This is a genomic window from Bradyrhizobium sp. 153 (assembly GCF_023073835.1).
Lineage (GTDB): Bacteria > Pseudomonadota > Alphaproteobacteria > Rhizobiales > Xanthobacteraceae > Bradyrhizobium.
Genome location: NZ_JADPKH010000083.1, coordinates 344638 through 369803, shown reverse-complemented (window position 1 = coordinate 369803; position 25166 = coordinate 344638). Strand labels below are relative to the sequence as shown.

General features: G+C 63.5%; 24 protein-coding genes, 1 tRNA gene and 4 pseudogenes. 15 read left to right on the top strand and 14 right to left on the bottom strand.

Going from position 1 to position 25166, the window contains the following annotated elements:
- Nucleotides 1-81: 81 nt before the first annotated feature.
- The gene (locus tag IVA91_RS22420) at nt 82-1878 is read right to left on the bottom strand and encodes a tetratricopeptide repeat protein (protein ID WP_247277684.1); all 1797 of its coding nucleotides are present in this window, start codon (nt 1876-1878) and stop codon (nt 82-84) included.
- 210 nt (nt 1879-2088) lie between these two features.
- Here IVA91_RS22420 and IVA91_RS22415 point away from each other — a divergent pair, with 210 nt between their 5' ends.
- Both IVA91_RS22415 and IVA91_RS22410 read left to right on the top strand, forming a co-directional pair.
- Complete coding sequence (locus tag IVA91_RS22415) at nt 2089-2721, top strand: LysE family translocator (protein WP_247417116.1); 633 nt, start codon at nt 2089-2091, stop codon at nt 2719-2721.
- 13 nt (nt 2722-2734) lie between these two features.
- On the top strand, nt 2735-3199 hold the full coding sequence (locus IVA91_RS22410) for a GFA family protein (protein WP_247277682.1): 465 nt from the start codon (nt 2735-2737) through the stop codon (nt 3197-3199).
- A 29-nt stretch (nt 3200-3228) separates the two neighbouring features.
- Here IVA91_RS22410 and IVA91_RS22405 read toward each other — a convergent pair whose 3' ends face one another.
- Nucleotides 3229-3981: a sulfite exporter TauE/SafE family protein gene (locus IVA91_RS22405; RefSeq protein ID WP_247277681.1), complete on the bottom strand. Its 753-nt coding sequence runs from the start codon at nt 3979-3981 to the stop codon at nt 3229-3231.
- Nucleotides 3982-4072: 91 nt separating this feature from the next.
- On the opposite strand from IVA91_RS22405, the gene IVA91_RS22400 reads away from it, so the two are divergent.
- From IVA91_RS22400 to IVA91_RS22385, 4 genes are all read left to right on the top strand, one after another.
- On the top strand, nt 4073-4963 hold the full coding sequence (locus tag IVA91_RS22400) for a LysR substrate-binding domain-containing protein (protein ID WP_247277680.1): 891 nt from the start codon (nt 4073-4075) through the stop codon (nt 4961-4963).
- Between the two features lie 506 nt (nt 4964-5469).
- Nucleotides 5470-6255: a succinate dehydrogenase iron-sulfur subunit gene (locus IVA91_RS22395; RefSeq protein WP_247277679.1), complete on the top strand. Its 786-nt coding sequence runs from the start codon at nt 5470-5472 to the stop codon at nt 6253-6255.
- A gap of 76 nt (nt 6256-6331) precedes the next feature.
- The gene (locus IVA91_RS22390) at nt 6332-6823 is read left to right on the top strand and encodes an NUDIX hydrolase (RefSeq protein WP_247459124.1); all 492 of its coding nucleotides are present in this window, start codon (nt 6332-6334) and stop codon (nt 6821-6823) included.
- A complete protein-coding gene (locus IVA91_RS22385) occupies nt 6820-7680 on the top strand; it encodes an SIR2 family protein (RefSeq protein ID WP_247277677.1) in 861 nt (286 codons plus the stop codon). The genes IVA91_RS22390 and IVA91_RS22385 overlap by 4 nt, the downstream gene beginning before the upstream one ends.
- A gap of 8 nt (nt 7681-7688) precedes the next feature.
- Here the strand turns inward: IVA91_RS22385 and IVA91_RS37195 are convergent.
- Both IVA91_RS37195 and IVA91_RS22365 read right to left on the bottom strand, forming a co-directional pair.
- Nucleotides 7689-8699: pseudogene (locus tag IVA91_RS37195) on the bottom strand (patatin-like phospholipase family protein).
- 34 nt (nt 8700-8733) lie between these two features.
- The gene (locus IVA91_RS22365) at nt 8734-8967 is read right to left on the bottom strand and encodes a DUF3551 domain-containing protein (RefSeq protein WP_247277675.1); all 234 of its coding nucleotides are present in this window, start codon (nt 8965-8967) and stop codon (nt 8734-8736) included.
- A 140-nt stretch (nt 8968-9107) separates the two neighbouring features.
- Here IVA91_RS22365 and IVA91_RS22360 point away from each other — a divergent pair.
- Nucleotides 9108-9356: pseudogene (locus IVA91_RS22360) on the top strand (hypothetical protein); the annotation flags it as partial.
- 11 nt (nt 9357-9367) lie between these two features.
- On the opposite strand, the pseudogene IVA91_RS22355 reads toward IVA91_RS22360, so the two are convergent.
- From IVA91_RS22355 to IVA91_RS22345, 3 genes and pseudogenes are all read right to left on the bottom strand, one after another.
- A pseudogene (locus IVA91_RS22355) lies at nt 9368-10337 on the bottom strand (tripartite tricarboxylate transporter substrate binding protein).
- Nucleotides 10338-10358: 21 nt separating this feature from the next.
- Nucleotides 10359-11141 carry a histidinol-phosphatase gene (gene hisN, locus IVA91_RS22350; protein WP_247277674.1) on the bottom strand — a complete coding sequence of 261 codons (783 nt, stop codon included), beginning with the start codon at nt 11139-11141 and terminating at the stop codon, nt 10359-10361.
- Nucleotides 11142-11664: 523 nt separating this feature from the next.
- A complete protein-coding gene (locus IVA91_RS22345; RefSeq protein ID WP_247277673.1) occupies nt 11665-12555 on the bottom strand; it encodes an N-formylglutamate amidohydrolase in 891 nt (296 codons plus the stop codon).
- A gap of 329 nt (nt 12556-12884) precedes the next feature.
- On the opposite strand from IVA91_RS22345, the gene IVA91_RS22340 reads away from it, so the two are divergent.
- The 5 genes and pseudogenes from IVA91_RS22340 to IVA91_RS22320 all read left to right on the top strand — a co-directional run bounded on the left by IVA91_RS22340 (nt 12885) and on the right by IVA91_RS22320 (nt 14938).
- On the top strand, nt 12885-13244 hold the full coding sequence (locus tag IVA91_RS22340) for a response regulator (protein ID WP_007597092.1): 360 nt from the start codon (nt 12885-12887) through the stop codon (nt 13242-13244).
- A 74-nt stretch (nt 13245-13318) separates the two neighbouring features.
- Nucleotides 13319-13393 (top strand) — tRNA-Val (locus tag IVA91_RS22335).
- Between the two features lie 172 nt (nt 13394-13565).
- Nucleotides 13566-13780: pseudogene (locus IVA91_RS22330) on the top strand (DUF2945 domain-containing protein).
- A 27-nt stretch (nt 13781-13807) separates the two neighbouring features.
- A complete protein-coding gene (locus tag IVA91_RS22325) occupies nt 13808-14311 on the top strand; it encodes a DUF488 domain-containing protein (protein ID WP_346015513.1) in 504 nt (167 codons plus the stop codon).
- A 141-nt stretch (nt 14312-14452) separates the two neighbouring features.
- Complete coding sequence (locus IVA91_RS22320) at nt 14453-14938, top strand: L-2-amino-thiazoline-4-carboxylic acid hydrolase (protein ID WP_247417104.1); 486 nt, start codon at nt 14453-14455, stop codon at nt 14936-14938.
- 303 nt (nt 14939-15241) lie between these two features.
- Here the strand turns inward: IVA91_RS22320 and IVA91_RS22315 are convergent, their stop codons facing one another.
- The 4 genes from IVA91_RS22315 to IVA91_RS22300 form a co-directional block, all read right to left on the bottom strand.
- Nucleotides 15242-16333, bottom strand: coding sequence for an enolase C-terminal domain-like protein (locus tag IVA91_RS22315; protein ID WP_247277671.1), 1092 nt, complete (start codon nt 16331-16333; stop codon nt 15242-15244).
- A 198-nt stretch (nt 16334-16531) separates the two neighbouring features.
- A complete protein-coding gene (locus IVA91_RS22310; protein WP_247459123.1) occupies nt 16532-17755 on the bottom strand; it encodes an ABC transporter substrate-binding protein in 1224 nt (407 codons plus the stop codon).
- 153 nt (nt 17756-17908) lie between these two features.
- Complete coding sequence (locus tag IVA91_RS22305; RefSeq protein ID WP_346015515.1) at nt 17909-18838, bottom strand: carboxylesterase family protein; 930 nt, start codon at nt 18836-18838, stop codon at nt 17909-17911.
- A 301-nt stretch (nt 18839-19139) separates the two neighbouring features.
- A complete protein-coding gene (locus tag IVA91_RS22300) occupies nt 19140-19709 on the bottom strand; it encodes an alpha-ketoglutarate-dependent dioxygenase AlkB (protein ID WP_247277668.1) in 570 nt (189 codons plus the stop codon).
- A 79-nt stretch (nt 19710-19788) separates the two neighbouring features.
- Between IVA91_RS22300 and IVA91_RS22295 the strand changes: the two genes are divergently transcribed.
- The gene (locus IVA91_RS22295; RefSeq protein ID WP_007597071.1) at nt 19789-19929 is read left to right on the top strand and encodes a hypothetical protein; all 141 of its coding nucleotides are present in this window, start codon (nt 19789-19791) and stop codon (nt 19927-19929) included.
- A 382-nt stretch (nt 19930-20311) separates the two neighbouring features.
- On the opposite strand, the gene IVA91_RS22290 is transcribed toward IVA91_RS22295, so the two are convergent.
- From IVA91_RS22290 to IVA91_RS22280, 3 genes are all read right to left on the bottom strand, one after another.
- Nucleotides 20312-21583 (bottom strand): DUF892 family protein, encoded by a 1272-nt coding sequence (locus tag IVA91_RS22290; protein WP_247277667.1) that lies wholly within the window; start codon nt 21581-21583, stop codon nt 20312-20314.
- Between the two features lie 141 nt (nt 21584-21724).
- Nucleotides 21725-23179 (bottom strand): dihydropyrimidinase, encoded by a 1455-nt coding sequence (gene hydA, locus IVA91_RS22285; protein WP_247277666.1) that lies wholly within the window; start codon nt 23177-23179, stop codon nt 21725-21727.
- A 113-nt stretch (nt 23180-23292) separates the two neighbouring features.
- A complete protein-coding gene (locus IVA91_RS22280; protein WP_247459122.1) occupies nt 23293-23901 on the bottom strand; it encodes a TetR/AcrR family transcriptional regulator in 609 nt (202 codons plus the stop codon).
- Between the two features lie 100 nt (nt 23902-24001).
- On the opposite strand from IVA91_RS22280, the gene IVA91_RS22275 reads away from it, so the two are divergent.
- Both IVA91_RS22275 and IVA91_RS22270 read left to right on the top strand, forming a co-directional pair.
- Complete coding sequence (locus IVA91_RS22275; protein WP_247277664.1) at nt 24002-24697, top strand: PspA/IM30 family protein; 696 nt, start codon at nt 24002-24004, stop codon at nt 24695-24697.
- 52 nt (nt 24698-24749) lie between these two features.
- Nucleotides 24750-25025: a YiaA/YiaB family inner membrane protein gene (locus tag IVA91_RS22270; RefSeq protein ID WP_247277663.1), complete on the top strand. Its 276-nt coding sequence runs from the start codon at nt 24750-24752 to the stop codon at nt 25023-25025.
- The last annotated feature ends 141 nt before the right edge of the window (nt 25026-25166 follow it).

Below are 25166 nucleotides of genomic sequence, written 5' to 3'. Positions count from 1 at the left end.
CGAAGTGTGGCGGATTTCACTGTCCTGGAAACAAGAGCAGACGTGAGGCTGCCAATGGACTGCAATGGACCCGTGGCCCTGTCAGGACTCGGCGGCGCGCTTGAGGTCGCTCTGCACCAGGGTCAGCTTGCCGAGCGGCACGCCAGCCTTCAGCAGACCCTCGCGGTAATGGGCGATGTCCTCAGGCCGCTTCCAGTGGAAGTTGCGCAAGTGCCTGTCGACATTCAGGGTTGGATAGTTTGCCATCAGCACGCCGACGGCCTCGTTCGCCTCGCCGCTCCGTCCCATTTGGGCCAACGCCGCGGCGCGGATCGCCAGTGCCTGCATGTGGTTCGGGTTGATGTAGAGCTGCTCGCGCGCCCATGACAGGGTCGCATCATATTGGCGCAACAGATAGTGACTGAAGGCGTTCAGCGCCGCCCATTGGTAGCGCGGGTCGCTGTTGTCGCGCTGCGCCGCCATCGAGAACAGCTCGATCGCCTCGCGGTGTTCGCCGATGACGAAATGGCAGATGCCGAGCACGCCCCGCGCGCCGTTGTCGTAGGGGTTGAGTGCGACCGCGCGCTTGGCGGCGTCCATCGCGGCGTCGTAATGCCCCTCCATGGCGTGGGCCCAGGACAGGATCGAGAACGCGAAGGAGGAGCGCGGGTCCAGCCGGACGCTGGTCTCGGCGAGGTCCATCGCCTCGGCCCACATCTCGCGCGTGCCCTTGACCCAGCCGAACTGGATGCTCTGGATCTGGATCGTGCCGAGATAGGCATGCGCGATCGACAGTTTGGGGTCGAGCCTGATGGCCTCGCGGAACAGCTCGACCGCGACGGCCAAATCCTCCTTGGTCTGCCGGTAGTAGTGCGACAATCCCTTGAGAAAGCGGTCCCAGGCGCTCACGTCAGTCGACAGCCGCGCCGGCGCCGAGGCTTCGGCGCGGACGATCTCGGTGGCGATGGCGGCGGACAGGTTGGTGGTGATCTCGTCCTGCATCGCGAACAGGTCGCCAATGTCGCGGTCGTAGCGGCCGGTCCAGAGCTGCTCGCCGCTCTCCGGCGCGATCAGCTCGGCGGTGACGCGGATCTTGGCACCGGCACGCCGCACCGAGCCCTGGATCAGATAGGTGGCATCGATCTCGCGCGCGATCAGCCGCGTGCTGGTGTTCTTGCCCTTGAAGGCGAAAGTCGAGTTGCGGCTCAGCACGCGGTAGAAGGATTGCAGCGACAGCGCGTGGATCAAATCCTCAGTGAGCCCGTCGGAGAAATATTCGTCCTGGGCATCGCTGAGATTGGCGAAGGGCAGTACGCCGACGATCGCGGTGCGGTACTGCTGCGAAAGGGCGGAGGCCTCCCTCAGCTCGGGCGCGAGCGGCGGCGCGCCCTCGGGCGTCCAGGTCCAGACTCCGACCGCATCCTTGATGTTCTTGAATCGATGGTTGCCGGCGTCGGTGAGCGGCACGGTGAGATGCTTGCTCGCCTCGCGATAGGCCTTCGCCGAGATGGCGAAGCCGCCGGGGCTCGCCACCGATTCCAGGCGGACGGCAATGTTGACGTCGTCACCGAACACTTCGTCCTCGTCGGCGATGACGTCGCCCATGTGGATGCCGAGCCGGAACTGCATGGCGCGGTCGGCGGGCAGATGATGGTTCCGCTCCGCCATCAGCGTCTGCATCGCAATCGCCGCCTCGGTGGCGCCGACGATCGAGGGAAACTCGAGTAGGAAGCCGTCGCCGGTGTTCTTCACGACACGGCCGCCGTGATTGAGGATGATGGGGTGGATCGCGCTGCGATGGGCCTTGAAGGCAGCATGGGTGCCGGCCTCGTCGCTGCCCATCATGCGCGAATAGCCGGCGACATCGGCGCAGACAATGGCGGCCAGACGTCTTTCCATACCCCAGGAGCTCCAAAGGACCTGCGATCGGCCACGGCGTGGCAGTCGCCCCGAATCCCGCATTTCAAGAACCCTGCCTTTATAAAGCAGATAGGGCCGCGCGAAAGTATGATCCGCATTGCAAATTCGAGTTAATTCCCACGCAATTGCGGCAGTGGACGGGGAGGGGCGAACCGATTAAGCCGCTTCAGGGCCGACGGGGGGCATCACATGCTGGGCATTCACGAGATCTGGCTCTTCATCCTGTCGGGCGTGCTGCTCAACGTCACGCCGGGCCCTGATACCGTCTATGTCATCGGCCGCAGCATGCAGATGGGCTGGCGGGGCGGCGCCGCCGCCGCGCTGGGCATCAGTTGCGGCTGCTTTTTCCATGTCGCGGGCGCCTCGATCGGCCTTTCGGCCCTGCTGATGGCCTCATCGACTGCGTTCTCGATCCTGAAGTTGGTCGGCGCGGCCTATCTGGTCGTCACAGGACTTCAGATGCTGTGGTCGCGCCCGGCGCTGGCGGCGGTCAGGGACGAAGGCGAACGGAGCTCGCTGCGGCGGGTCTTCCTCCAGGGCGTCTTCACCAACGCGCTCAACCCCAAGGTCGCGCTGTTCTTCCTCGCCTTCCTGCCGCAATTCGTCGCAGCCGATTCACCGCACAAGCCGCTCGCCTTCCTGACCCTCGGCTTGGTCTTCATCTGCACGGGGACGCTGTGGTGCCTGGTGCTGGCGGCCTTTGCGGCAAGGGCGGCCCATCGCTTGCGGAGCTCCGAGGGCGCGATCGCCTGGGTCAACCGCGCGCTCGGCGGCCTCTTCATCTATCTCGGCATCCGCGTCGCCATGCTGGAGACGCGGTGACTCGTTCGAACGAATGGCTGAAGCATCGCGCGGTTCGCTCGATCGAAGCCGCGCTCGGGAGGTTTTGATGATTCGTGGTAGCTGTCTGTGCGGCGCCGTGCGGTTCGAGATCGATCAGGTACGTTGGCTGACACATTGCCATTGTGCCAATTGCCGCAAGCTGACCGGCGCGGCATTCGCCACCTACGCCCATGTCGACGCCGACAAATTTCGCTTTGTTGCAGGCGAGGAGCTAACGGTGGCTTATGAATCCTCGCCGGGAAGTTTCCGCCATCGGTGCAGGACCTGCGGCTGCCTGACGCCGGGCAAGGCGAGCTATCTCCCGACAGTCAGCATTCCCGCTGGTCTGCTTGATGACGACCCGGAAGTCCGGCCTCGCCTCCACGTTTTCACCTCGTCGCGCGCGCCGTGGTGGACGATCCAGGACGATCTGCCTCAGCACGAAAAATGGGTGCCGGGTTACGCACCCGAGGCGTAAGTCTGTTCGAGTAAAGATGGCGCAGGCCTTCAGGCGAACTCCTTCGCCAGCGCGCTGCCGGCAAGATAGAGGCCGAGCAGGATCATCGCGATCAGGAACCAGCGGCGGAACGCTTCCGCCGGCATCCGCGCCCGTACCGACTGGCCGATGAACATGCCGGCAAAGGCCATGGCGAGTCCCACGGCGCCAGGCACGGCATTGGCGGGCGTCAGTAATCCGACGGCAGTCAGGTTGAAGGCGAGCGCCAGCGTCGCCGTGGTGAAGAACACGCCGAGCGCCTGCACCAGTTCGTCCTTCTCCATGCCGATCGCCTGCATGAACGGCATCGAGGGGATCACCTGCACGCCGGTCGAGGCCGAGATCACGCCGGTGACGACACCGACCACGCCGCCGACCCATTTCTCGTTCTCAGGCGCGACGCGGACCTGGAATTTGTTCAGGCCGATCACCGCGTAGATGACCAGCAGGGCGCCGAGCACGATCGTGCCGTAGCGCGCATGCGGGCCGGTCAACGCGCCCGCGTTGAGCCAGCATCCAATCACGGTGCCGATCATCAGCGGCCACAGCCGCCTCAGAATGTCGCGCAAATGAGGGCCGACGAAAGTCTGCCAGATGTTGGTGATAATCGCGGGCACGATGACGATGGCGATCGCGCGGCTCGGCGCCATGCTCACCGCGAGCAGGCCCATGGACACCGTCGGCAGGCCGAGCCCGACGACGCCCTTGACGAACCCGGCGATCAGGAACACAGCGGCGACGGCAATGAGAAGGGGGTCGAACATAGCCGCACATTGACCGAAGCCTTGCGCCGGCACAATCTGGAGGTTACGGAGACAGCCTTCGCTTGATGCGAAGGCTGGGGAGAAAACCGTCATGCGCTTCGACCTCGTCGACCTCCAGCTCTTCATCGCGGTCGCCGATCAGCGCAGCATCACCCGCGGCGCGGAGCGGTCGCACCTGGCGCTTGCCTCGGCCAGCGCACGCATCAAGGGCCTCGAGGATGCACTCGGCGTCGCGCTGCTCAAGCGCGGGCGCCGCGGCGTCGAGCTGACGGCGGCGGGCGAGAGCTTGCTTGATCACGCGCGCCTCGTCATCCACCAGATCGATGCCATGCGTGGCGATCTCGCCGGCTTTGCCAGCGGCGTGCGCGCCAGCGTGCATTTCCTCGCCAATACCTCAGGGCTCTCGGAGCACTTGCCGAAGGCGCTGGCCGCCTTCCTGCGCGAACATCGCGACGTCGCCGTCGACATCGAGGAGCGCGAGAGCACCGATATTGCGGCGGCGATTACCGCGGGCGCCGCCGACCTCGGCTTTGCCGCCGAGCACGCGCTGCCAGAGCATATCGAGCGCTTCCCCTTCAGCGAGGATCGGCTGACGCTGGTGACGTCGCGCCGTGGCCCGTTCGCGGGCCGCCGCCAGATCGACTTTCAGGAAGCGGGCGCCTGTGACTTCGTCGGCCTGACCAGCGCCACCGCGCTTCAGATGCACATATCGAAACATGCGGCGCGGCTCGGCATGCGCCCGCATTTCCGCGCGCGGCTGCGCGACTTCGACGCGATCTGCCAGATGGTCGCCGCCGATGTCGGCGTGGCGCTTGTGCCCGAAGCCGCCGCCCGCCGCTGCGCCAAGACCATGCCGCTCTCCATGGTCCGCCTGCGCGATGCTTTTGCCAACCGGAAGCTCGTGATCTGCGCGCGCAGCTTCAAGACGCTGCCAAGACCGGCGAAGATGCTGGTGGAGCATTTGCGGGCCACGGCGGCATAAGCCGGGTGTTGCCGCGGAATTGCGGTGCGCGAAGGCAAGCTGACTTGTCTGCATCGCGCCCGCGCCGCCCATGTGGTTCTGGCGCTTGCAGCGTAGGTCGACAAGCCAGGCCCGCCAAGAGCGGGCAAAAATGGTTCTCGCAGCAGATTGCATCTCCAACGTGCGGACGACAGATGCATCGCCGCGTCGAACGTTCCTACTTCATCGAGAAGATCGACGTAGAGCAGGCGTATGTCCGTTTAACGCATGTTAATCTCGATGGATTGGCTATTTAGATGCGCAAGCTTCGCGCGGCGGAAGCGCGATTGTCATAGGAACGCTTGCGCGAGAGATGGCTTGTTCTCGCGGCAAAAGTTCCGGTCCGCGCACGGGTTCATTAATGCAAGGCATCAGATGCTGCTCGCGCTCGCGACAGCGCCGGCATTCACGGTCGTCCTGTTCGGTCTCTCGCTGGATGATCTCCTGCAGATGCGTTGCTCTGTGCCGATCTGACGGAGGAGGTGACCATGGTGGAGTTCAGGCTTCCAAGAAACTCCCGCATCGGGAAAGGAACGGTCTGGCCAAAGCCGCACAGCAAAAGCTTGCGCGAGTTTCACATCTATCGCTGGAATCCCGACGATGGCCGCAATCCCCGGCTCGACACCTACTTTGTCGACACGACGGATTGCGGGCCGATGGTGCTGGACGGCCTGATCTGGATCAAGAACAACGTCGACTCGACGTTGACGTTCAGGCGATCCTGCCGCGAGGGCGTGTGTGGCTCATGCTCGATGAACATCGCCGGCCAGAACACGCTGGCCTGCACCAAATCCATGAGCGAGGATATTCGGGATGGTGAGCCGCTCCGCGTGCTGCCCTTGCCGCATCAGCCCGTAGTGAAGGATCTGGTGCCCGACCTGACGAACTTCTATGCGCAGCTCGCCATGATCGAGCCGTGGCTGCAGACCAGTTCGCCGACGCCCCAGAGGGAATGGCGGCAAAGCCTCGAGGATCGCGCAAAGCTCGATGGACTGTACGAGTGCATTCTCTGTGCCTGCTGCTCGACGTCGTGCCCGAGCTACTGGTGGAATTCCGAGCGCTTCCTGGGGCCGGCGGCCCTGATTCAGGCCGCGCGCTGGATCAACGACAGCCGGGACGAAGCCACCGGCGAGCGCCTCGACATGCTCGAGGACCCCTTCAGGATCTATCGCTGCCACACCATCCTCAATTGCGCCAAGGCCTGTCCGAAAGGTCTCAATCCGGGAGAAGCCATCGCCGCTCTGCGCCTCAAGATGGTCGAGCGGAAGTTCTGATCGCTGCAGACGCCACTCCGCAGACAGGAACCATGCCTGCGGCGCTTGCTTATCAATCTCCGAACGGAGGAGTTTGATGGGAAAGAAGCAGTTCGCCGCTTTGCCGTTTCGTCTGGATAATTCCGAACTGCGCGTGATGCTGATCACGACCAGGCGCAAGCGCAGATGGAGTGTCCCCAAGGGATCGCCGATGCGCAACAAGGAGCCGCACCTCACGGCTGCGCTGGAAGCCTACGAGGAGGCGGGGCTGGTCGGCATCATTGCGACACGCGCGATGGGCAGCTTCAAGCATCGCAAACGGAAGGGTGACCGCAAGCGGACCATGGACGTTGCCGTCTTTCCCATGAAGGTCCATGGTCAGGAGCGTTGGTGGCCTGAAAAAGGGGAGCGGGAAGCGACCTGGGTCTCCGCGGAAACGGCGGCGCGTCTGGTGCACAAAGCGGAGCTCCGGTGGTTGATTGCCCGCTTCGCGGCGCAAACGGAAAAGGGGTGCGTCCTCGCTGCTGAGCGGCAGGCGGGCTTTCTTGTCCAGGAACCAGCGTCCCGCGCAATCATTCAAGCTAGATGAAGCAAAGACCGACAAGGCTCGCATCTGAGGAGCGGCCGCCTCACGAAGTTCTGGCTGCGGCGATAGAACGACGCCGCGCGGTCCTGTTCGTCGGCGCCGGTGTCTCGATGGCTGTCGGATTACCATCCTGGCAGTCCCTGATCGAGCATCTGCTGGACGATCTCGGTCTCGAACGCGACGTCCTCGACGGAATGCACGGCGGCTATCAGATGCTTGCGGAGTATTACCGGCTGAAGCGTGGGGGCATCGGACCGCTCCGCAGCTGGCTCGATCGCAATTGGCGCGTCGATCCAGAGAGAATCGCCACCTCGGAGCTCCACCAGATCATCGTCGAGCTCGATTTTCCGGTCATCTACACAACGAACTACGATCGCAATCTCGAGACTGCCTTTGATGTCCTGAAAAAGCCATACGCGAAGATCAGCAACGCGAAGGAGATCGCGAGCGCTGGCGCCGGCGTCACGCACATCATCAAATTCCACGGCGACTTCGACGATGATGCCTCGCTCGTTCTGACCGAGACCGACTTTCTCAACCGGCTCGCATTCGATTCCCCGCTGGATATCCGTTTTCGCGCCGATGCTTTGGGAAGCACGCTGCTCTTCGTCGGCTACAGCATGTCCGATCCAAACATACGGCTGCTGCTGCACCGAATTTGGCAGATTTGGGATGAATCCGGGCACCGACAGGACCGGCCGAAATCCTTCGTGTTCGTCGCCCAGCGCAATCCGGTGCAGGAAGCCGTATTGGCGAACTGGGGCATCACGACCATTGCGCCGCCTGAAGGAATGGCCGCCGACGATGGTCTGACCCGGTTTCTCCTCGACGTCCGCCAGCGTATCGATCGAAGCTCCTAGAGTGATCGCTATCGCCGGCGCACGGTGCAGATCCCGTTCCGGATCGGGGCGACGCTTGCTGCATATTGCATATCCAGAAGGCCCGCCCGCCACCGCTGCGCCATCGCCGCTTCCGAAAGATCAAAGGATTTTTCGGGTCCGGCCTCCTCGCGACCCGGGCGGCAGCTCAGGAGATAGACGACGTCGTCGCAAACAAGCCCCTGCAACTCTGCGCGGAGCTGGCGGGCTTCCAGGGCATGGTCCAGGCGCTGAAATGTCTGGTTGCCGTAGGTCAGGTCGCTTTTGCGCTCGGCTGCGGCTTCGATGCCATCAGGGATTTTGCCGTCGCGCGCAAAGAGGTCGATCACATAGAGGCGAAGCGGGCTCGGGGATTCCAGGATCGGTTCAAATGGTGCGTTCAGAGAGAACCCGCCATCGCCGAGCCAGCGGCTGGCAATCTGCACTGGCGCGAACTCAGGGAGGAAGCCGCAACTGGCCAGGATGTGATCCATTTCGATCCGTTCCGACGAGGAGTCGAAGAGCACGGCGTCGCCGCTTTCGAGGTCGGTGGCGCAGATCGTGATGCGGGGATCACCGTCATTCAGGCGGTCGAAATCGACCAGCTGACGAAGGCGTTCGCGCGTCGGGCCGAGATCGTACAGGCCGCCGAAGTGAGGTGCCGGAAGCGGGAGACGGGGATGGAAGAAGCCGGCATGGCCAAGTAGGCGCGTATTGATCGAGCTCAGTCAGGCGGACAGATGACGGCGGGCGCTCGGCGGACCGGCACGACCGCCCGGTCCATGCCAATAATTACTTAGAGTCCGGATCCGATCGGCGCTCGGGCTTCCCGCGATCAGTGCGGCCGTGATCGCACCGGACGATGAACCGGCCACCCAATCGATCTGTGGCGAGAGAGAAGTGAGCGCTTCGAACGTACCGCCATGATACGCCCCGAGCCCAAGGCCGCCGGAGAAGACAACGGCGGTGAGCTGGCGCTCTGCTGTCTTGGCGCCGCTCGGCTCAGCGGCGCGGTCAGTCAAGGCGGGCCCCGGTTGTCAGTCTGATTCAGGCCGATCACCGGTATCCCCTGTGGCGGCGTGCATAGGCATGTCGAGGGTTGATGCCGCAATAGGCCTGCGTGCCCGATGCGGTCGCCATGCACTGAGCGTAGCTGGCGAACTGGCAATTGCCCGGATAGCCCCAAATGCGGCCCTGGAGGCAGTAGCGATCCTGTGCGACCGCCGTCGAAGGGCCGAAGCTCGTCACAAACGACAGGACGGCGGCAATCATCAGCAAACGATGTTTCATTGAAAATCTCCAATTTCGACAATGAACGCAGCCGGTGAGGCTGCGTTCCAAAGCGGCGCGCAGCACGCGCATCCCAGGGATTCAAGCGTGCGATTAACCTGTATGAAGCCGCTCGCGGTGGATCGCGGCTACGGTAATCGCTGCGACGTTTCGATCGGAAGCAGGATACCCGAACAGTCTTCGAGCCTCAGAACTTCAGCATCAATTTCGGTCCTCAGCATCCGGCGGCCAATGGCGTGCTGCGGCTCGTGCTCGAGCTCGACAGCGAGGTCGCCGCGCGCGTCGATACCCATATCGGATTGCTGCGTCGAGGCAGCGAGAAGCTGATAGAGGCCAAGGCATACCTCCACGCAATTCCGTATTTCGACCGGCTCGACCAACTATTTCCGGTCTGTGGGCTTTACTTCGCCGTCTCCACGCCGGCGTCCTTGATCACCTTCGCCCACTTCTTGGTCTCATCCGCGATGAAGCTGCGAAAATGCTCCGGCTCATCGCCGATCAGCGTCGCGCCTTGGGCTGCGAGCTTCTCCTTCACCGCCGGATCGGCCATCGCCTTCGTCGCAAGAGCATGCAGCGCGGCGACGATTCTCGTTCGGCGTGCCCTTGGGTGCGACCATGCCGTACCAGTTCTCGATACGTAGCGCGGGAAATCCCGTTTCCGCGGTGGTCGGCACGTCGTGCGCGGTCGGTGCGCGCTCGGCCGAGCCGACCGCAATGGGGCGCAAGGCGCCGGCCTTGACCTGCGGCAGCAGCACCGGCAGGTCGAGGAACGTCATCTGCACCTGCTGTCCCAGCAGATCATTCACCGCCGGCGCGGCGCCGCGATACGGCACGTGCACGATGTCGATCTTCGCCGTCAACTTGAACAGCTCGCCGGCGAGATGCGGCAGGCTGCCGGGGCCGGAGGAGGCGAAGTTGAGCTTTCCCGGCTGCGCCCTGGCGAGCGCAATCAACTCGCCGATGTCCTTGGCGGGCACGTTGGTTGCGACCACCAGCATTTCCGGCACGGTCGCAACCAGCGTCACCGGCGTGAGGTCGTTGAGCGTGTCGTAGGCGACCTTCTCCATGCTCGGGCTGATCGCCAGCGCGCCGGCTGAGGAGATCGCGACGGTGTAGCCGTCGGGCGCGGCCTTGGAGACGGCGTCAGTGCCGAGCACGCCGCCCTGGCCACCGCGATTGTCGATCAGCACCGGCTGCCCCGACAGTTCCGACATGCGCTGGCCGATCACCCGGGCGATGATGTCGTTGGGACCGCCGGCCGGGAACGGCACGATCAGCTTGATCGGCTTGGCCGGAAAATTCTGCGCGGAGGCGAGTGTCGGCAGCAGAAGCAGGAACAATCCGAGGAGCAGCCTGCGTGAGACGGTCATGCAAGCCCTCCGCTCGCGTTGTTATTGGTTCAATAGCTTGAGTGCTTCTTCGTGGACCCTGGGGTCGCCGGCCGCAATGATGCGGCCGCCACCCTGGGCCGGCTTGCCTTCCCACGTGGTGACGATGCCGCCGGCGCCGGTCACGATCGGGATCAGCGCCGCGATGTCGTAGGGCTTCAGCTCGGTCTCGACCACGAGGTCGACATGGCCGGCCGCGAGCATGCAATAGGAGTAGCAGTCACCGCCATAGCGCGACAGCCGCGCGCCCTGCTCGATGCGGCCGAAGATGGCGCGGTCGCGCTCGTTCATCAGCAGCGGGCTGGTGGTGTAGGTCGTGGCTTGCGAGAGCGAGGTGCAGCGGCGGACCTGGAGCCGCCGCTCGCCGGAGGGGCCCTTGTAATTGGCCGAGCCGTTGTCGCCGGAGAAGCGTTCGCCGATGAAGGGTTGGTGCATCATGCCGAACACCGGCGCGCCCTTGTGCAGCAGCGCGATCAGGGTGCCCCAGATCGGAAAGCCGCCGATGAAGGACTTCGTGCCGTCGATGGGGTCGAGCACCCAGACATAGTCGGCGTCGTCGCGCTCATTGCCGAACTCCTCGCCGACGATGCCGTGCTGGGGGAAGCTGGCCTTGATCAGCCGCCGCATCACTGCCTCCGCGGCGCGATCGGCTTCCGTCACGGGATCGAAATCCTTGGTTTTGCTCTTGTCGTCGACCGACAGTGAGGTGCGGAAGAACGGCAGGATGGTTTCGCCCGAGACGGTGGCGAGCCGTCCGATGAAAGCTGAGAAGTCGATCACCGTCACGGCGTATCCTCAAAAGCGAAAGTCGAATGAAGCTCGCTTCTGCCTAGCTCAAATCGGCAGAATCTTGCAGCGCTGTCTTTAAATGCTCCCTGGTATTTTGAATGCCGCAGCCGGCTGCCTTATCTCAGTCATCTCTTGGCCAAATATCGATCACAGCGTTGAAAACTTAGTTCCAATCATGCCTCGTTCGTATGCAAACATCTATCAACCCATTGAATTCTCTTATTAAAGAAAGTGAATCTGGGTTTCCATAGAAGCAACTGAGCCATGTGTGTTTTGCATGGGAAATCGCTCAAAAGCCCTTGCACTTTGTGCGGCGCGGTCGCATATTGTTGCGGTGCGGTAGCGCTTTGCGTTACCGCTGCCCTCCTTGGGCGTTTCCTCCCTAGACTTGGGCCGCTTCTTCATCAGAAGCGGCCCTTTTTTCTTTCCGGGTCTGCTTTCGTTTTCAGCGCGCGGCGCTGCGCAGCGAAACGCGCGCGCCGTTGCTCATGGCACGGATCGTTCGGGGAAAAATCCAAGCCTATTCCGCTGCGGCCTGGAACGGGCCGAGATCGCCGAACGGGATCGTGGCCGCCAGCACGTCGGCGAGGATGGCGAAGTCGCTTGCGACTTGCGCAAAGCGCGGACCGCGCTCGCGCCGCCGTTCGTCCATGTAGATCGCGCGATTGAGCTCGAGCTGCACCGCATGCAAGCCGCTTGCGGGGTTGCCGTAATGCTCGGTGATGAAGCCGCCGGCATAGGGCTTGTTGCGGCCGATCGAATAGCCGAGCCCCGTCATGGTCTCCTCGATGCGGTCGGGAAGCAGCGGCGTGCAGCTCGTGCCATAGCGGTCGCCGATCACGATGTCGGGCCGGCGCGGCTCGTCGCGGGAGACGCCGACCGATGGCATCGAGTGGCAGTCGACCAGCACCACGGTGCCGAACATCTGGTGTACCTTGTTGATCAGCCGACGCAGCGCGCGGTGGTAGGGCTTATACAGCGTCTCGATGCGCCCCAGCGCGTCGTCGACCAGGATGCGGTCGCGGTAGATCTCCTGTCCGTCACCGACCACGCGCGGAATGGTGCCGAGGCCCCCAGCGACCCGCATCGAGCGGGTATTGGCAAAGCTCGGCAGACGGCCGGTGAACATGCGCGGGTCGAGCTCATAGGGCTCGCGGTTGACGTCGACATAGGAGCGGGGAAAGTTGACCCGCACGGTGGGAAAGCCGCGATCGCTCAAATGGCCGATCAGCTCGTCCATGAAGGAATCTTCGGACCGCCGCAGCGTCGGCAGGTCGATCCTGGAGGCGCTGAGGAATTCGTCCGGATAGGTCGAGCCGGAATGGGGCGAGTTGAAGATGACCGGGGCACGCCATTGCGCGGGCTCCACGATCTCGAAGGCTGGCGACGTCGCGCCGTCAAACCGGGTCATCTTCTCAGGCTTCGTCCCTTCGCGCCGGGATCTGGCGTGGTCCAGATCGCATTGATTCGGCCGATCGAGCGGCTCTTATGTGTCGTCATTGTCCGGAATCGCAACCATTCTGCCAAGCGAAAAGATGCGATGGACGTTGGAACACGTCTTAACCGTGCGGGCAGGGAGGCGGGGATGCGGTGGCGGCTCGATTGATTCGAACTGCATTCCGGTTCACAAGGGACCGGCAGTGGCAGCCGTCTCAGGGTTAAGATTTTCACCCCAAATTTACCCTCTGTCGGGCTTAGTGACCTCTGCTGATATCCTCTGGGGATTCGACGTTTCCTGCCATGCCAAAGATACTGCTCGCCGAAGACGACAACGACATGCGCCGCTTCCTGGTCAAGGCGCTGGAAAACGCCGGTTTTCAGGTCTCGTCCCACGACAACGGCATGGCCGCCTATCAGCGGTTGCGGGAAGAACCGTTCGAGATGCTGCTGACCGACATCGTGATGCCGGAGATGGACGGCATCGAGCTCGCCCGCCGCGCCTCGGAACTCGACCCCGACATCAAGATCATGTTCATCACCGGCTTCGCCGCGGTCGCCCTGAACTCGGATTCGGACGCCCCCAAGAATGCCAAGGTGCTGTCCAAACCCGTCCATCTGCGCGAATTGGTCAGTGAAGTGAACAAGATGCTGGCGGCCTGAATCGGCCCCCTTCCGTCCTTGCACAGGCTCCCCTGAGCCGTTATAGGGACCCCACCCGATCTAGACGACCTCTAGGGCACGTAGCTCAGCGGGAGAGCACTACCTTGACATGGTAGGGGTCACAGGTTCGATCCCTGTCGTGCCCACCATCCTTCGCTCGCGAAGCGAGAGAAGGATGCCACGCCGAAGCCCCAAGGGCGCAGGCGGGCTTATCGCCGCGAGCTACGGCTCGGCAAGCCACGATTCAACGTATCCTAACGCGAAGCGTAGACGGGCTGGGGTGTCCTTGGAACAGTCCGATGCCATCGATATTGGTCCGCCATGCCGAAAACCTTCAAGCGCGGCGATCACGTCAGTTGGAATTCGGAGGCCGGCCGCGTGCGCGGCCGTATCCTGCGCGCGCACACCGAGGACGTCGACTACAAGGGCTACGTCCACACGCTACGCCGGACGATCCGCAATACGAGATCAAGAGCGACCAGACCGATCACGTCGCCCTGCACAAGGGCAAGGCGTTGCGATTGTTGCAGAGCTGACGAACGTGAGGTGAGCAAGGCATCCCCATGGCTCATCCCTTCTTCACCATCGGCCATGCCACGCGTTCGATTGGGGAATTCGTCGAGTTGCTCCGAGGCAGCTCGATCACATATCTGGCCGACGTTCGCACCGTTCCCCGCTCGCGCACCAATCCGCAGTATAATCGCGACACGCTGCCGCAGTCGCTCGCGGCCGTTTCGATCGGCTACGAGCATATCGCCTCGCTCGGCGGCCTGCGCAGCCGCAAGCGCGAGGTGCCGCGCGAGACCAATGCTTTCTGGCAGAACGGCAGCTTTCACAATTATGCGGACCATGCCATGAGCGCGGCCTTTCACCATGGTCTCGCTCATTTGCGCGATCTCGGGCAGACGCAGCGCTGCGCCATCATGTGCGCGGAAACATTGTGGTGGCGATGTCACCGACGCATCATCACCGATTATCTGCTCGCCGCCGGGGAAACCGTGTTTCACATTCTGGGACCAGGGCAGGTCAATCCGGCCGAGATGAATCCGGCGGCGCGTCATGGCTGACGGCAGCTTGGTCTATCCTGCGGAAAGTTAGCCAATCGTCCCTATCGCGGCTATTCTTGCCGCAGTCGTAGATCCTCTGCGGTGATGGTCTTCACCGTCACTCATAAATCTACGGCCTTGATCCAAGACGCGAGGCTGCCCATGAGCGTGTCCGTCATCGAACAGGCAAAAATCCAGGCGCAGGTGCTGGTGCCGCTGGTCAAGGCATTGCAGGCCGAACTCGGCGAGGCGCGCGCCAACACGCTGGTGCGCAAGGCGCTCGGCGATCTCTATCGCGGCTTCGGCGAGGAATTCTGGAAATCGAAGAACCTGAACAAGGACGAGACAGACCTCGGCCAGGCGGTCGCGTCCGCCTTCAAGACCTATGCCCGCGGCGACGCGCTCGCCTATGACGTCATCGAGCAGTCGAAAGACGTCTTCGCCTTCGATGTGAAACGATGCGCCTATGCCGAGTTCTACAAGGCGCTCGGCGAGCCCGAGCTCGGCTTCCTCCTGATCTGCACCGCCGACTTTGCGACAGCAGATGGCTTCGGCCCTGACATCACGCTCACGCGCACGCAGACCATCATGCAAGGCGCCGATCATTGCGACTTCCGCTACCGGCGCGACTCCGGTGAGCGCCGGTGAAGGGAGCGCCTCTCACGCAGACGCGTCTTCCACACATCGAGATCAGCCAGGTGAACCAGCGGCGACGACGTGCGCGCCGTTGACGTCCCTGAAGTCGATCTGGGTCCTGATCGCGGAATGCGGCATCGGCTAACTCGACCTCGGAGATGAACATCACTCGTCCACGAAGATATTCTCCAGCATCAAGGGATCGCCCTTGAGGGCGACGACCCGAGCTCTTAGTTGAATTCGCGCGAAGGGCAGCCCGCCGACTTTCGCAAGCTCGATCTCGCCGCCGAGCGCCGTTACCCGCGGTAGGCGCGATTAGCTGACGAGATATTTGGTGACTGCCGCCTCGTCCCACGCAATCCCGTTGCCGGGCTCCTCGCTCGGCAACGCAAAGCCGTCCTTGATCGCGAGGCGCGTCGACAGCACCGCGTCCGCCCAGTCGACATATTCCAGCCAATGTGCGGTCGGCGTCACGCACAAGAGGTGCGCGCTGACTTCCGAGAACAGATGCGTCGATATCTCGATGCCGGCGGCGTGTGCCAGCGAGGCAGCGCGCAGCCAGCCGGTGACGCCGCCGATGCGCTGGACGTCGGGCATCACGTAGTCGCAGGCTTCTGCGGAGAGTGCCGACTGCATCGCAAATGCGCTGTCGAAGTTCTCGCCGATCTGGACCGGCGTATGCAGCGCGTCCGCAATGCGGGCGCAGCCCGAATAGTCGTCGTGGCGGATCGGCTCCTCGATCCAGCTCAAGCTCTCGTCGTCGAGCATCTCGCCGCGGCGGATGGCTTCCGTGACCGTCAGCGCCTGATTGTAGTCGCACATCAGCGTCACCTGATCGCCGACGGCCTTGCGCACCGCGCGCACGACGGCGAGATCCTCCCGCGCATCGGGCCGGCCGACGCGGATCTTTGCCGCCCGAAAACCCTCGGCCAGCAGCTTGTGCGCTTCATCCACCGCCGCGCCTGCAGGCATGAGGCCGAGCCCCTTCGAATTGTAGGCCTTGACCGGCTTCGGCGCGCCGCCGAGCAGGCGGGCCAGCGGCAGGCCGCGTGTGCGCGCGAGAGCGTCCCAGGCCGCCATGTCGATGCCGGATTGCGCCAGCCGTTGCAGGCCGGCGAGGCCCAGCAGCGTGAAGCGCTGGGACAGCTTGCGCTCGATCTCGAACGGCAGCAGTTCGTCGCCGGCGACGAGGTCTGACATCTCCGTGACCATGGCGGTCAACGGCTTCAAGGCCGACGGCGTGATCGAGAACAGATAGGCGTGGCCGCGCACGCCCTGGTCGGTCTCGCAGTCGATCAGCACCAGCGGCGCTTTTGCGATTGCCCCCGTCGAGGTCTGGAGCGGCAGGTTCATCGGCACGATCACCGGCCGCGCATGGAAGCGCCTGATGCGGATAGTCTCGGTCATGGGTCTCTCCCGGCGGAGCGGATGCAGGAAGGCGCCGATCTTAAGCATTCGCGATCAAACGAAAAGGTGCCTGTTGCGACTCTCATAAAACGCAGAGCGATTATGAAGCGGTCGAGGCGCGCGCTGTGGCTGCCGCCAAGATCATATGCGATAGGCCTGCCTTCTGCGGGGATGGGTAGCCCAGCGGTGCGCGTGAGCTCACCGCGCCGCGCCTTCCGTGAAGGCGGTCTCGATCACGTCGCCAAAAGGCTGCCAGGAGCGGCCGTCGAACTGGACGAGCCGCATCTGCTTGATCGGCAGATAGCTATTGGGCGAGGTATTCATCCTGATGTCGGGCAGCGCAACGGAGGGGTGATGACCCCTAATCGACGCCGCCTGACGCATGATGTTCTCGCGCGAGAAGTCGTCGCCGCATTGCTTCAGGACGAGCGTCAGCGCCTCGGCCGCGGCGTAGCCAAAGACGGCCGCGCTGTTGTTCGTGCTTTCGACTTGATGGTATTTGTCCATGAAGGCAAACCATTCCTTCATGGCGGAATCGTCCTTCCATGCGGGATCGCTCGGATCCTTCAGAAAGGCCGCGGAGATCACGCCGGCGGAGTTCTCCAGGCCCGCTGGCGCCATTGCATTGGCGATCGAGGCGGAGGCATCGTTTACGATGAACACCGGATGCCAATTAAATGAGGCCGCCAGCTTGATCACCTTGGAGGCCGTCGACGGCACGCCGAGAAAGACGAAGATGTCGGCGCCCGCGCGCTTGAGAATCGAGACGTGCCCCTCGAGATGCTCGTCGGCAATGTCGAAGGCGATGTCGACGAGGACATGACGGTTCAAATCGCCAAGGCCCTCCTGGACGCCCTTGTAGAGCATGCGCCCGAACTGGTCGTTCTGCCAGAGCACCACGATCTTCTTCCGGGGATAATAGGCTTGGATGTAGTTGGCGTAGATGCGCCCCTCCGACCGGAACGACGGCTGCCAGCCCATGGTCCAGGGAAACGCGCTTGGCTGGCTCAGCTCCTCGTCGCCGGAGGCGACGAACAATTGCGGGATCTTCTTCTCGTTCAGATACCAGCGCGTGGCGAGATTGCCGGGCGTGCCGAACGACCCAAACATCAAGTGCACATCGTCGGTCTCGACCAGGTTGCGCGTCAGCTCCAGCGCAGTCGCCGGATCGGAATTGTCGTCGCGCGAGATGAAGCGGATCTTGCGGCCGTTGATGCCGCCGCGCGCGTTGATCATGTCGAAATAGGCGGCCTCCGCCTGGCCGATGGCGCCGAACTCCGACAGCGATCCCGAATACGGCATGACATTGCCGATGCGGATTTCCTTGTCGGTCGTGGGTTGCTCCGCACGTTGCTGCGACATCGCCCCGAGGGAGGCGTAGGCGACGATCAAAACGAAGGATAGTCTGCCGGTGACGCGCATGGTCGGCACCTCGACGTTGGCCCCGGAGAGGTCGGCTCGATCCCCACCAAGGCTGGTTGGTGTAGGTCAAGCGTTTGGCGATCGCATGGCTTGATCGCCCGCTTCAACGCAGCGCAGGGACCGAATGAAATGGCAGCCCTGCTGTCACGCCCTCTACGGCAGTCCCCGCGCCTCGAGCTGATGCACCAGCAGCAGCGTCGGCTCGGCGAGGCTGTCGCCGGAGCCGTCGAGGCCGAAGGCGCTCGCGATGCCGTCGCGGCTGCGCAGCAGCGCGCTGCGAGGGCAATGGCCGGCGCCGCAGAGCGTCTTCTTCAGGGTCTCGCCCTGCGCCACAACACCGGCGGAATCGTCCGCGGCCCAGGCCAGCACGATCGGCACGTCGACATTGAGGATGCCGGGGAAGACCGAGCGCTTGTTATATTGGCTGGCGTCGCTGCCGAGATACGCCTTCTCGCTGTCGCTGGCGTCCTTGCCCGCACGGTAGATGCCGGACACCAGGATCACGGCGGCCACATCGGCGCGGTCGGCCTGAAGCTCGGGATGCGCCAGCAGGGTGGCGACATGGAAGGCGCCGGCGCCGTAGCCGACCGCGACGATCTCGCGGGCATCGCCGTTGAACAGGTCGATATTGCCGTGGACCCAGGACAGCGCCGCCGCCACGTCGCTCGCGCCGGCGGGCCAGGTCGCGCCGGGCGCCAGGCGATAGCCCACGCGGACCCCGATCATGTCATTGCGCGCGGCAAAGCACATCGCCTGGTCCTGGATCTGGCGAGCCAGCTCCGGCGCGGCGCGGTCGCCGGTGAAGGAGTCGCCGGCCACGAACAGCAGCACCGGCCGCGGGGTATCCGCCTTGGTCGCGCTGGTCGCGACGTCGAGCACATTGGCCTCGCTCTCGCCATAGCGCAAACCGCGCGAGAAGGTAACCTGCTCGCACAGCCGCGCGGTGCCGCCGGCGGTCGTGTCGGAGTCGGTGAGGCCCACTTGGACGAGATCGGACGGCGGCGACAGCCGCGCCGGCAAGGGTCCGTGCGCGGAGGCCGAGGTCATGGTCAGAGTTAGGAAAAATGCCAGATAATTCTTCATGGTGATGCCGGCCTTGCGTGCCTCATATTGGCTTGCCGGTTTGGCCTGTCTATTCAATTCGCCCCATTAGTTGGCTCGGCTTGAGGCGATTTCACGGCACCTCGGTCGGCACGGGACGGGCATCCAGCCCGGCCTGCAGCCGCTCTTGGCACGCAAGTTGGCGGGCCGCGGGACGATTGCGCGGCGCAGCCGTTTTATCTCGATCTGTCAAGCCGTTGCCCAGCGCCGCAAAGCCTCGAGCCGGAAACGGCTTTCTACTGTGCATGGGGTTGTTTTCGCAGTTTTTGTTTTGGACCGCCCGTCAGGCCCGCTTCATGGTCCGGAAGGTGATCGAATAGCGGCGCGCCTCGACTGGCGGAATGCTGTGCTCCCATTGCGACCGTGCCTCGCCGTCCATCATGTAGAGCGAGCGCGGCATGGCTTCGAGCGTGTGACGCTCCCATCGGTCGCCGTTGCGGCGGCGAAAGCGGAATTTGCAGGGCGCGCCGAGCGACAGGCCGAGGACCTTGTCGAAATGCGGCTTGTCGCGGTGCCAACCGATGCCGACGCCAACCTCATATTCGGTGCAGAGCACCTGCCGGATGTCGCCCGACGGCAGACCCGCCCACGCCTCGACCTGGCGCGCGACGGGCGCCACCCAGTCCGGGATTGGCTCCGCCTCGGCCAGTCGTTGCAGGGAGTAGTCGTAGCGATAGCCGAACGAGGCCACCCGGCGATTGCCCTCGAAGACGCCGAACTGGAAGCGCTGGAGCGGCAATGCCGCGATGCGGCCGATCAAGGCCTGCTCGTTGGCCGCCTCGATAAAATCGTCCGTGTAGCGAAGCCCAGCGGGCCCTTCCTGCGGTTCTGCGAACAAGCCTAGCTGCGTCATTCCTCGCACGTCCGTGATGGAACCTAATTGCGGCTGATGCGACTTACATAGGACGCGGGGAGTAATGTGCGAGGCCGTCATGGCAGAGAAGCATACCGCCGATCCGGCAGAGATCATGCGGGCGACCGGTCATCCGGAGCTGGAATATGCCGCCGGCTGGACCATCGCCGGTCTGGTCACCATCGGCACCATCGTCGCCGCCTGGGTGTTCGCCATCTAGGCTACAGGGAATAGGCGACTGGGAATTGAAGTTCGAAAGCCGCGGCCCTGGTCGGCCGGCTTGAGCCGGATCGCCATGGCTCGCCATTACCGCGAGTGCCATCGCCAAGCCCATCCTGGTGCCACCCTGTTGCGGGCGGCTGGTGCAGAAGGCGTCGAAATCCGCTCGCGGTTGCGCAAGAAGATCGGTTCGGCGCAGGGTCGATTGCGGCATAGTTGAACAGCACCGGCACGTAAGCAGTTCGATCGTCAAGAGCGTCATCGACGGCGCGATCCACTCGCCAAAGAACAGCCAGTCAGCCAGCGCAGTACGAGGAGCAGCGCGTACCGCCCCCGTAGAGGGGGCGGTTGAACTCAGTGCGCACACGCGTTGGGCTGGCTTCCTATTCGGCCTGCTCCAGTGCGGCGGGCATCTTCGCCACCGACATCAGCGACCGCGCCACCTGATTGAGCAGGAGATCGGCATTCTCTTCTTCGGCGAGCGATTTCGAGAGCAAAGCGACGACCGCGCTGTGACGGAGCTGCTGGGCCAGATTGCGTGCCGTGGTATAGCCGGACATCTCGTAATGTTCGACGCGTTGAGCCGCTGAGATCAGCGCGAGGTCGGCGGCTGCGTCTTCCTTCTCTTCGCCTTCCTTCATGACCTCCTGGCCTTCCTCGATCAGCCCCATCATGCCTTTGCAAGGCTTGGCCCGAGCGTTCTCGCCGAGGAGCTCGAAGCATTCGTTGATGCGTTCGACCTGGTTCTCGGTCTCGGCGAGATGCTGCTCGAACAGTTCCCGCAACTGATCGAAACGCGCGGCCTGCGCCATCTTCGGAAGCGCCTTGGTCAACTGCTTCTCGGCATGGAGAATGTCACGCAGCTCGTGAAGCAGAAGATCGGTCAGGCCGGCTTCGTCGACGGGCGGCGAGCTCTCCGTGACGATCGATGTGGCAGCGCCGGGCTCCGCGGACTGCAGTGCCGGGGACTCGGTGAACACCCAGTCTTCGCCTTCGTTCCACGGACCGCGGGTGTCGATTTCGCCGTGGTCACCGCTGCCGGTGGAGTCGTTGAAGTACTGGTTCACGAGGCCAGGCGTCGGAGCAATCCGGCCGACACTGAAGGCCGGTTTGGACAGGCTTTCGAGTGCGCGCGCGAACGCCTTCATATGCGTAATCTCTCGCGTCATCAGGAATTGTAGTGCGTCTTTGCTGCCGGCGTCGTCGCAGAAATTGATCAGACGCTCGTAGACGATCTTGGCTCGCGCTTCGGCGGCGATGTTGCTGCGCAGGTCGACGTCGAGCTCGCCGGTGATCTTGAGATAGTCGGCGGTCCAGGGATTCCCCTGCGAATTGAACAGATTGACGCCACCGCCGCCGGCAATTGCAATGAGCGGATCGGCTTCCGCCGCCTGACGGTCGTTCTTTGAAGGCGCAAGATGCATCCGCGCCAGGCAGCCGACGACCTCGAGATGACTAAGCTCTTCGGTGCCGATATCCATCAAGAGGTCTTTGCGGTCGGGGTCCTCGCAATTCAGCCCCTGAATCGAATATTGCATCGCGGCCGCGAGTTCGCCATTGGCGCCGCCGAACTGCTCGAGGAGCATATTGCCGAAGCGCGGATCGGGTTCGTCGACGCGCACGGTGAACATCAGCTTTTTGACGTGGTGATACATGGAGGGCTCGCGCTCTGGAAGGAAAGATACGCGACAACGAGACGTCCGGACGTTCGTTCCTAAGCCCTCTCCAAGATTCAAGCTGTAGTTGCCCGAGACATTGCCGCAGAAGCGATAGCTCTGATCTCGCGGCGAGGAGTGTTACGGCGTCACCGCGCCGCGTTCGACCGCGGGCGGGGCGGTGAGCTTCTTCCAGGTCGAATTGGCCAGATGCACCGGCGAGAATGGCGGCCGCTCGACATAACGGCCGTCGCCTGCCTTGGCGCGCAGATCGCCATCTTTCCAGACGATGCGGCCACGGGACAACGTCGCGGCCGATCCGCCGGTGCAGGAAAAGCCCTCGAACACGTTGTAATCGATCCGACTCATCTGCCGCTTGGCACTGATGGTCCTGGTTGCCTTGGGATCCCACACCACGATGTCGGCGTCCGATCCGGCGGCGACGGCGCCTTTCCGCGGATAAATGTTGAGGATGCGGGCGATGTTCGCCGAAGTCACCGCGACGAATTCTTCCCTAGTCAGCCGCCCGGTGGCGACGCCCGCGGTCCACAGCAGCGCAAGGCGGTCTTCGAGCCCGCCGGTGCCGTTCGGGATCTTCCTGAAGTCGCCGAGGCCGAACCGTTTCTGCGCAATGGTGAAGGCGCAATGGTCGGTCGCGACGACCTGGAGCGAGCCGGCTTGCAGGCCGGCCCACAGGCTGTCCTGATGCGATCTGTCGCGGAACGGCGGTGACATCACGCGCTGGGCGGAGTGATCCCAGTCCTTGTTCTGGTACTCGCCGGCGTCGAGCAACAGGTGCTGGATCAGCGGTTCGCCATAGACGCGCTTGCCGGCCGCGCGCGCCCTTGCAATCGCCTCATGCGCTTCGCGGCAGCTGGTGTGCACGATGTAGACCGGCGTGCCCGTCATGTCCGCGATCATGATCGCGCGGTTGGTGGCTTCGCCCTCGACCTCCGGCGGTCGCGAGTAAGCGTGGCCTTCGGGGCCGGTGACGCCGCGTGCGATAAGCGCCTCTTGCATCAGGGCGACGACGTCGCCGTTCTCGGCATGGACCACCGGCATGGCGCCCAGATGAGCGCAGCGCGCGAACGAGTTGTAGAGCTCGTCATCGTTCACCATGAGCGCGCCCTTGTAGGCCATGAAATGCTTGAACGTGTTGATGCCGTAGGTTTTGACCACGGTCTCCATCTCGTCATGGATTTGCTTCGACCACGATGTCACCGCCATGTGGAAACCATAGTCGGCGGCCGCCTTCTCGGATTTGCGGCGCCAGTCCTGATACGCCGCGAGCATCGACTGGCCGTGATCGGGCAGGCAGAAATCCACCACCATCGTGGTGCCGCCAGCGAGCGCCGCTTTGGTTCCCGATTCGAAATCGTCGGCGGTGACGGTGCCCATGAACGGCATTTCGAGATGGGTATGCGGATCGATGCCGCCCGGGATGACGTAGGCGCCGCCGGCGTCAATCACTTCAGCGCCCGCGGGTGCATCGAGTGAGGCCCCGACCGCGACGATGGCCTCGCCGTCGATCAGCACGTCAGCACGGCGCGAACAATCGTGATTGACGACGGTGCCGCCGCGGACGAGGAGGGGCATAGAGAACTCCGGGGTGGGGCGAGGGGATAGGGCTCCGTGAAGGCTAAGCGCGGCAATCGCGATGCGACAGGCGAAATTTTAGTCAGCCACCGCCAACGGTTTCGCCGCTGCCTCTACTCTGCGAGGGCGACTAGCCCAACCAGCATTGCGCGTACGAGGCCTGCGATTTCCTTGCGCAGCGCCGGCAGGGGTACGGCGACCAGCTTCTGTTCCAACCCCAGCGCCACCATGCCATGGACCGCCGAGAACAGGCTGCGCGCGGTGATGCTCAGTTCTTCCGGGCTGCGCTTTGGAAGCAGCGCGGACAGCGGCTGGTAGATGTGGCGGAACAGCTGCATCTGGTCCTCGATCGACCAGTCCAGGACGATCTTGTCGGCCTCCATGCGGTGCTCGAACAGCGCGCGCCAGAGCTGGAGATTTTCCGCGGCAAAATCACAATAGGCGATCGCGATGCGGACCAGGGCTTCTTGTGGCGATGGCTCGCCCGCGCTCTCAGCGGCGCTGAGCGCCTTGTCGAGCCGAAGCAATGTGCGCGAGCCGACGCGCAGGATCAATTCGTCGACGTCGGCGACGAGATTGTAGACCGCGCCATTGGCGCAGCCGATCTCGCGGGCGAGATCCCGGGTCTTCAGGCCAGCCAATCCCCGTTCAGCGATCATTCGTTCCGCCGCAAGAACTAGGTCTGATCGCAATTTCTCTCGACGTTCCAAGATCTTAGACATCGCCTACCAAGTTCGTGAGCGTCGCTCATAAATTTCTTGAGCAACGCTCAAGATATGCTAGAAAGCATATGTGAGCAACGCTCATAACAGGGAGCAACAAATGTTCAAGACCGTGGTGACCCTTTTCCGCGGCAGCGTGGCCGCTGCGGGCGAGGAGCTGGAAGACCGGACCGCCCTACTCATCCTCGATCAGCAGATGCGTGATGCGGCCGCGGCCGTCGAGCGCAGCAAGCGCACGCTGGCGCTGGCGATCGCGCAGGACCAGCAGGAGGGCCGCAAGCTCGAAGCGACGAATGCCCGCATCGCCGATCTCGAGACCCGCGCCGTTGCGGCGCTCGACGGTGGCCGCGACGACCTCGCCAAGGACGCGGCGGAAGCCATCGCGAGCCTTGAGGCCGATCGCGATGCGTTGATGACGGCACGCGCGCTGTTCGCGACCGAGATCGTGCGGTTGAAGCGCCATGTCGCCAGCGCGCAGGCTCGCATCACCGAGCTCGATCGCGGCCGCCGCATTGCCCGCGCATCGGAAGCGGTGCGCTCGCTTCGTCGCAGTGGCATCGAGGCTGCACGACCCTACGAATCCACGCTGCCGGAGGCGGAGGGCACGTTGAGGCGTTTGCGCGAGCGGCAGATGGAGGCCCAGGCCGCCGACGATGCCCTGGTGGAGCTCGACGCGACCACCGGTCCGCTCGCCACTGCCGAGAGACTCGCCGAACAGGGCTTTGGCCCGCGGCTCAAGACGACGGCAGACGATGTGCTGGCGCGGCTGAAGTCCAAGCGCATGCCGACTGCCTGATCTCAACCCCAACTTCCCGAACCAATCATCATTCGAACAACAGGAGACCACCATGAACCAGAACGGCCAGCCGCACAGCAGCGCTTGGGTGAGCTTCACTTACGCGTCCTTCGCAGCCTCGGCTTTCCTCGTCGGCATCGGCATCTTCTTCCTGCCGATCGACCTCTGGATGAAGGGCTATCTCACCATGGGCATCGTCATGCTGATCCAGACCTGCATCACGCTGACCAAGACCGTGCGCGACAATCACGAGAGCAGCCGCCTCGTGAACCGCATCGAGGACGCCAAGGCCGAGCGGCTGCTGATGGAGGTGTCCAAGGCGGCTTGAGGAGAGAGGCGCGGAAGAGGAGCGCTGTATGGCGGCGGCTGATGCTGAGCATCCGCCCCCGCCGTATCTCCGGTCATTTGCAACAATCGTGGCATCGCCCGCAAAATGCAGTCGAACCATGATGGCGGGTGTTGCGCTCAT

Excerpts from the sequence above, each read along its gene's own strand:
- IVA91_RS22420 (WP_247277684.1), bottom strand. The coding sequence starts at position 1,878 with ATGGAAAGACGTCTGGCCGCCATTGTCTGCGCCGATGTCGCCGGCTAT.
- IVA91_RS22415 (WP_247417116.1), top strand. The coding sequence starts at position 2,089 with ATGCTGGGCATTCACGAGATCTGGCTCTTCATCCTGTCGGGCGTGCTG.
- IVA91_RS22410 (WP_247277682.1), top strand. The coding sequence starts at position 2,735 with ATGGCTGAAGCATCGCGCGGTTCGCTCGATCGAAGCCGCGCTCGGGAG.
- IVA91_RS22405 (WP_247277681.1), bottom strand. The coding sequence starts at position 3,981 with ATGTTCGACCCCCTTCTCATTGCCGTCGCCGCTGTGTTCCTGATCGCC.
- IVA91_RS22400 (WP_247277680.1), top strand. The coding sequence starts at position 4,073 with ATGCGCTTCGACCTCGTCGACCTCCAGCTCTTCATCGCGGTCGCCGAT.
- IVA91_RS22395 (WP_247277679.1), top strand. The coding sequence starts at position 5,470 with ATGGTGGAGTTCAGGCTTCCAAGAAACTCCCGCATCGGGAAAGGAACG.
- IVA91_RS22390 (WP_247459124.1), top strand. The coding sequence starts at position 6,332 with ATGGGAAAGAAGCAGTTCGCCGCTTTGCCGTTTCGTCTGGATAATTCC.
- IVA91_RS22385 (WP_247277677.1), top strand. The coding sequence starts at position 6,820 with ATGAAGCAAAGACCGACAAGGCTCGCATCTGAGGAGCGGCCGCCTCAC.
- IVA91_RS22365 (WP_247277675.1), bottom strand. The coding sequence starts at position 8,967 with ATGAAACATCGTTTGCTGATGATTGCCGCCGTCCTGTCGTTTGTGACG.
- IVA91_RS22345 (WP_247277673.1), bottom strand. The coding sequence starts at position 12,555 with ATGACCCGGTTTGACGGCGCGACGTCGCCAGCCTTCGAGATCGTGGAG.
- IVA91_RS22340 (WP_007597092.1), top strand. The coding sequence starts at position 12,885 with ATGCCAAAGATACTGCTCGCCGAAGACGACAACGACATGCGCCGCTTC.
- IVA91_RS22325 (WP_346015513.1), top strand. The coding sequence starts at position 13,808 with ATGGCTCATCCCTTCTTCACCATCGGCCATGCCACGCGTTCGATTGGG.
- IVA91_RS22320 (WP_247417104.1), top strand. The coding sequence starts at position 14,453 with ATGAGCGTGTCCGTCATCGAACAGGCAAAAATCCAGGCGCAGGTGCTG.
- IVA91_RS22315 (WP_247277671.1), bottom strand. The coding sequence starts at position 16,333 with ATGACCGAGACTATCCGCATCAGGCGCTTCCATGCGCGGCCGGTGATC.
- IVA91_RS22310 (WP_247459123.1), bottom strand. The coding sequence starts at position 17,755 with ATGCGCGTCACCGGCAGACTATCCTTCGTTTTGATCGTCGCCTACGCC.
- IVA91_RS22305 (WP_346015515.1), bottom strand. The coding sequence starts at position 18,838 with ATGAAGAATTATCTGGCATTTTTCCTAACTCTGACCATGACCTCGGCC.
- IVA91_RS22300 (WP_247277668.1), bottom strand. The coding sequence starts at position 19,709 with ATGACGCAGCTAGGCTTGTTCGCAGAACCGCAGGAAGGGCCCGCTGGG.
- IVA91_RS22295 (WP_007597071.1), top strand. The coding sequence starts at position 19,789 with ATGGCAGAGAAGCATACCGCCGATCCGGCAGAGATCATGCGGGCGACC.
- IVA91_RS22290 (WP_247277667.1), bottom strand. The coding sequence starts at position 21,583 with ATGTATCACCACGTCAAAAAGCTGATGTTCACCGTGCGCGTCGACGAA.
- hydA (WP_247277666.1), bottom strand. The coding sequence starts at position 23,179 with ATGCCCCTCCTCGTCCGCGGCGGCACCGTCGTCAATCACGATTGTTCG.
- IVA91_RS22280 (WP_247459122.1), bottom strand. The coding sequence starts at position 23,901 with ATGTCTAAGATCTTGGAACGTCGAGAGAAATTGCGATCAGACCTAGTT.
- IVA91_RS22275 (WP_247277664.1), top strand. The coding sequence starts at position 24,002 with ATGTTCAAGACCGTGGTGACCCTTTTCCGCGGCAGCGTGGCCGCTGCG.
- IVA91_RS22270 (WP_247277663.1), top strand. The coding sequence starts at position 24,750 with ATGAACCAGAACGGCCAGCCGCACAGCAGCGCTTGGGTGAGCTTCACT.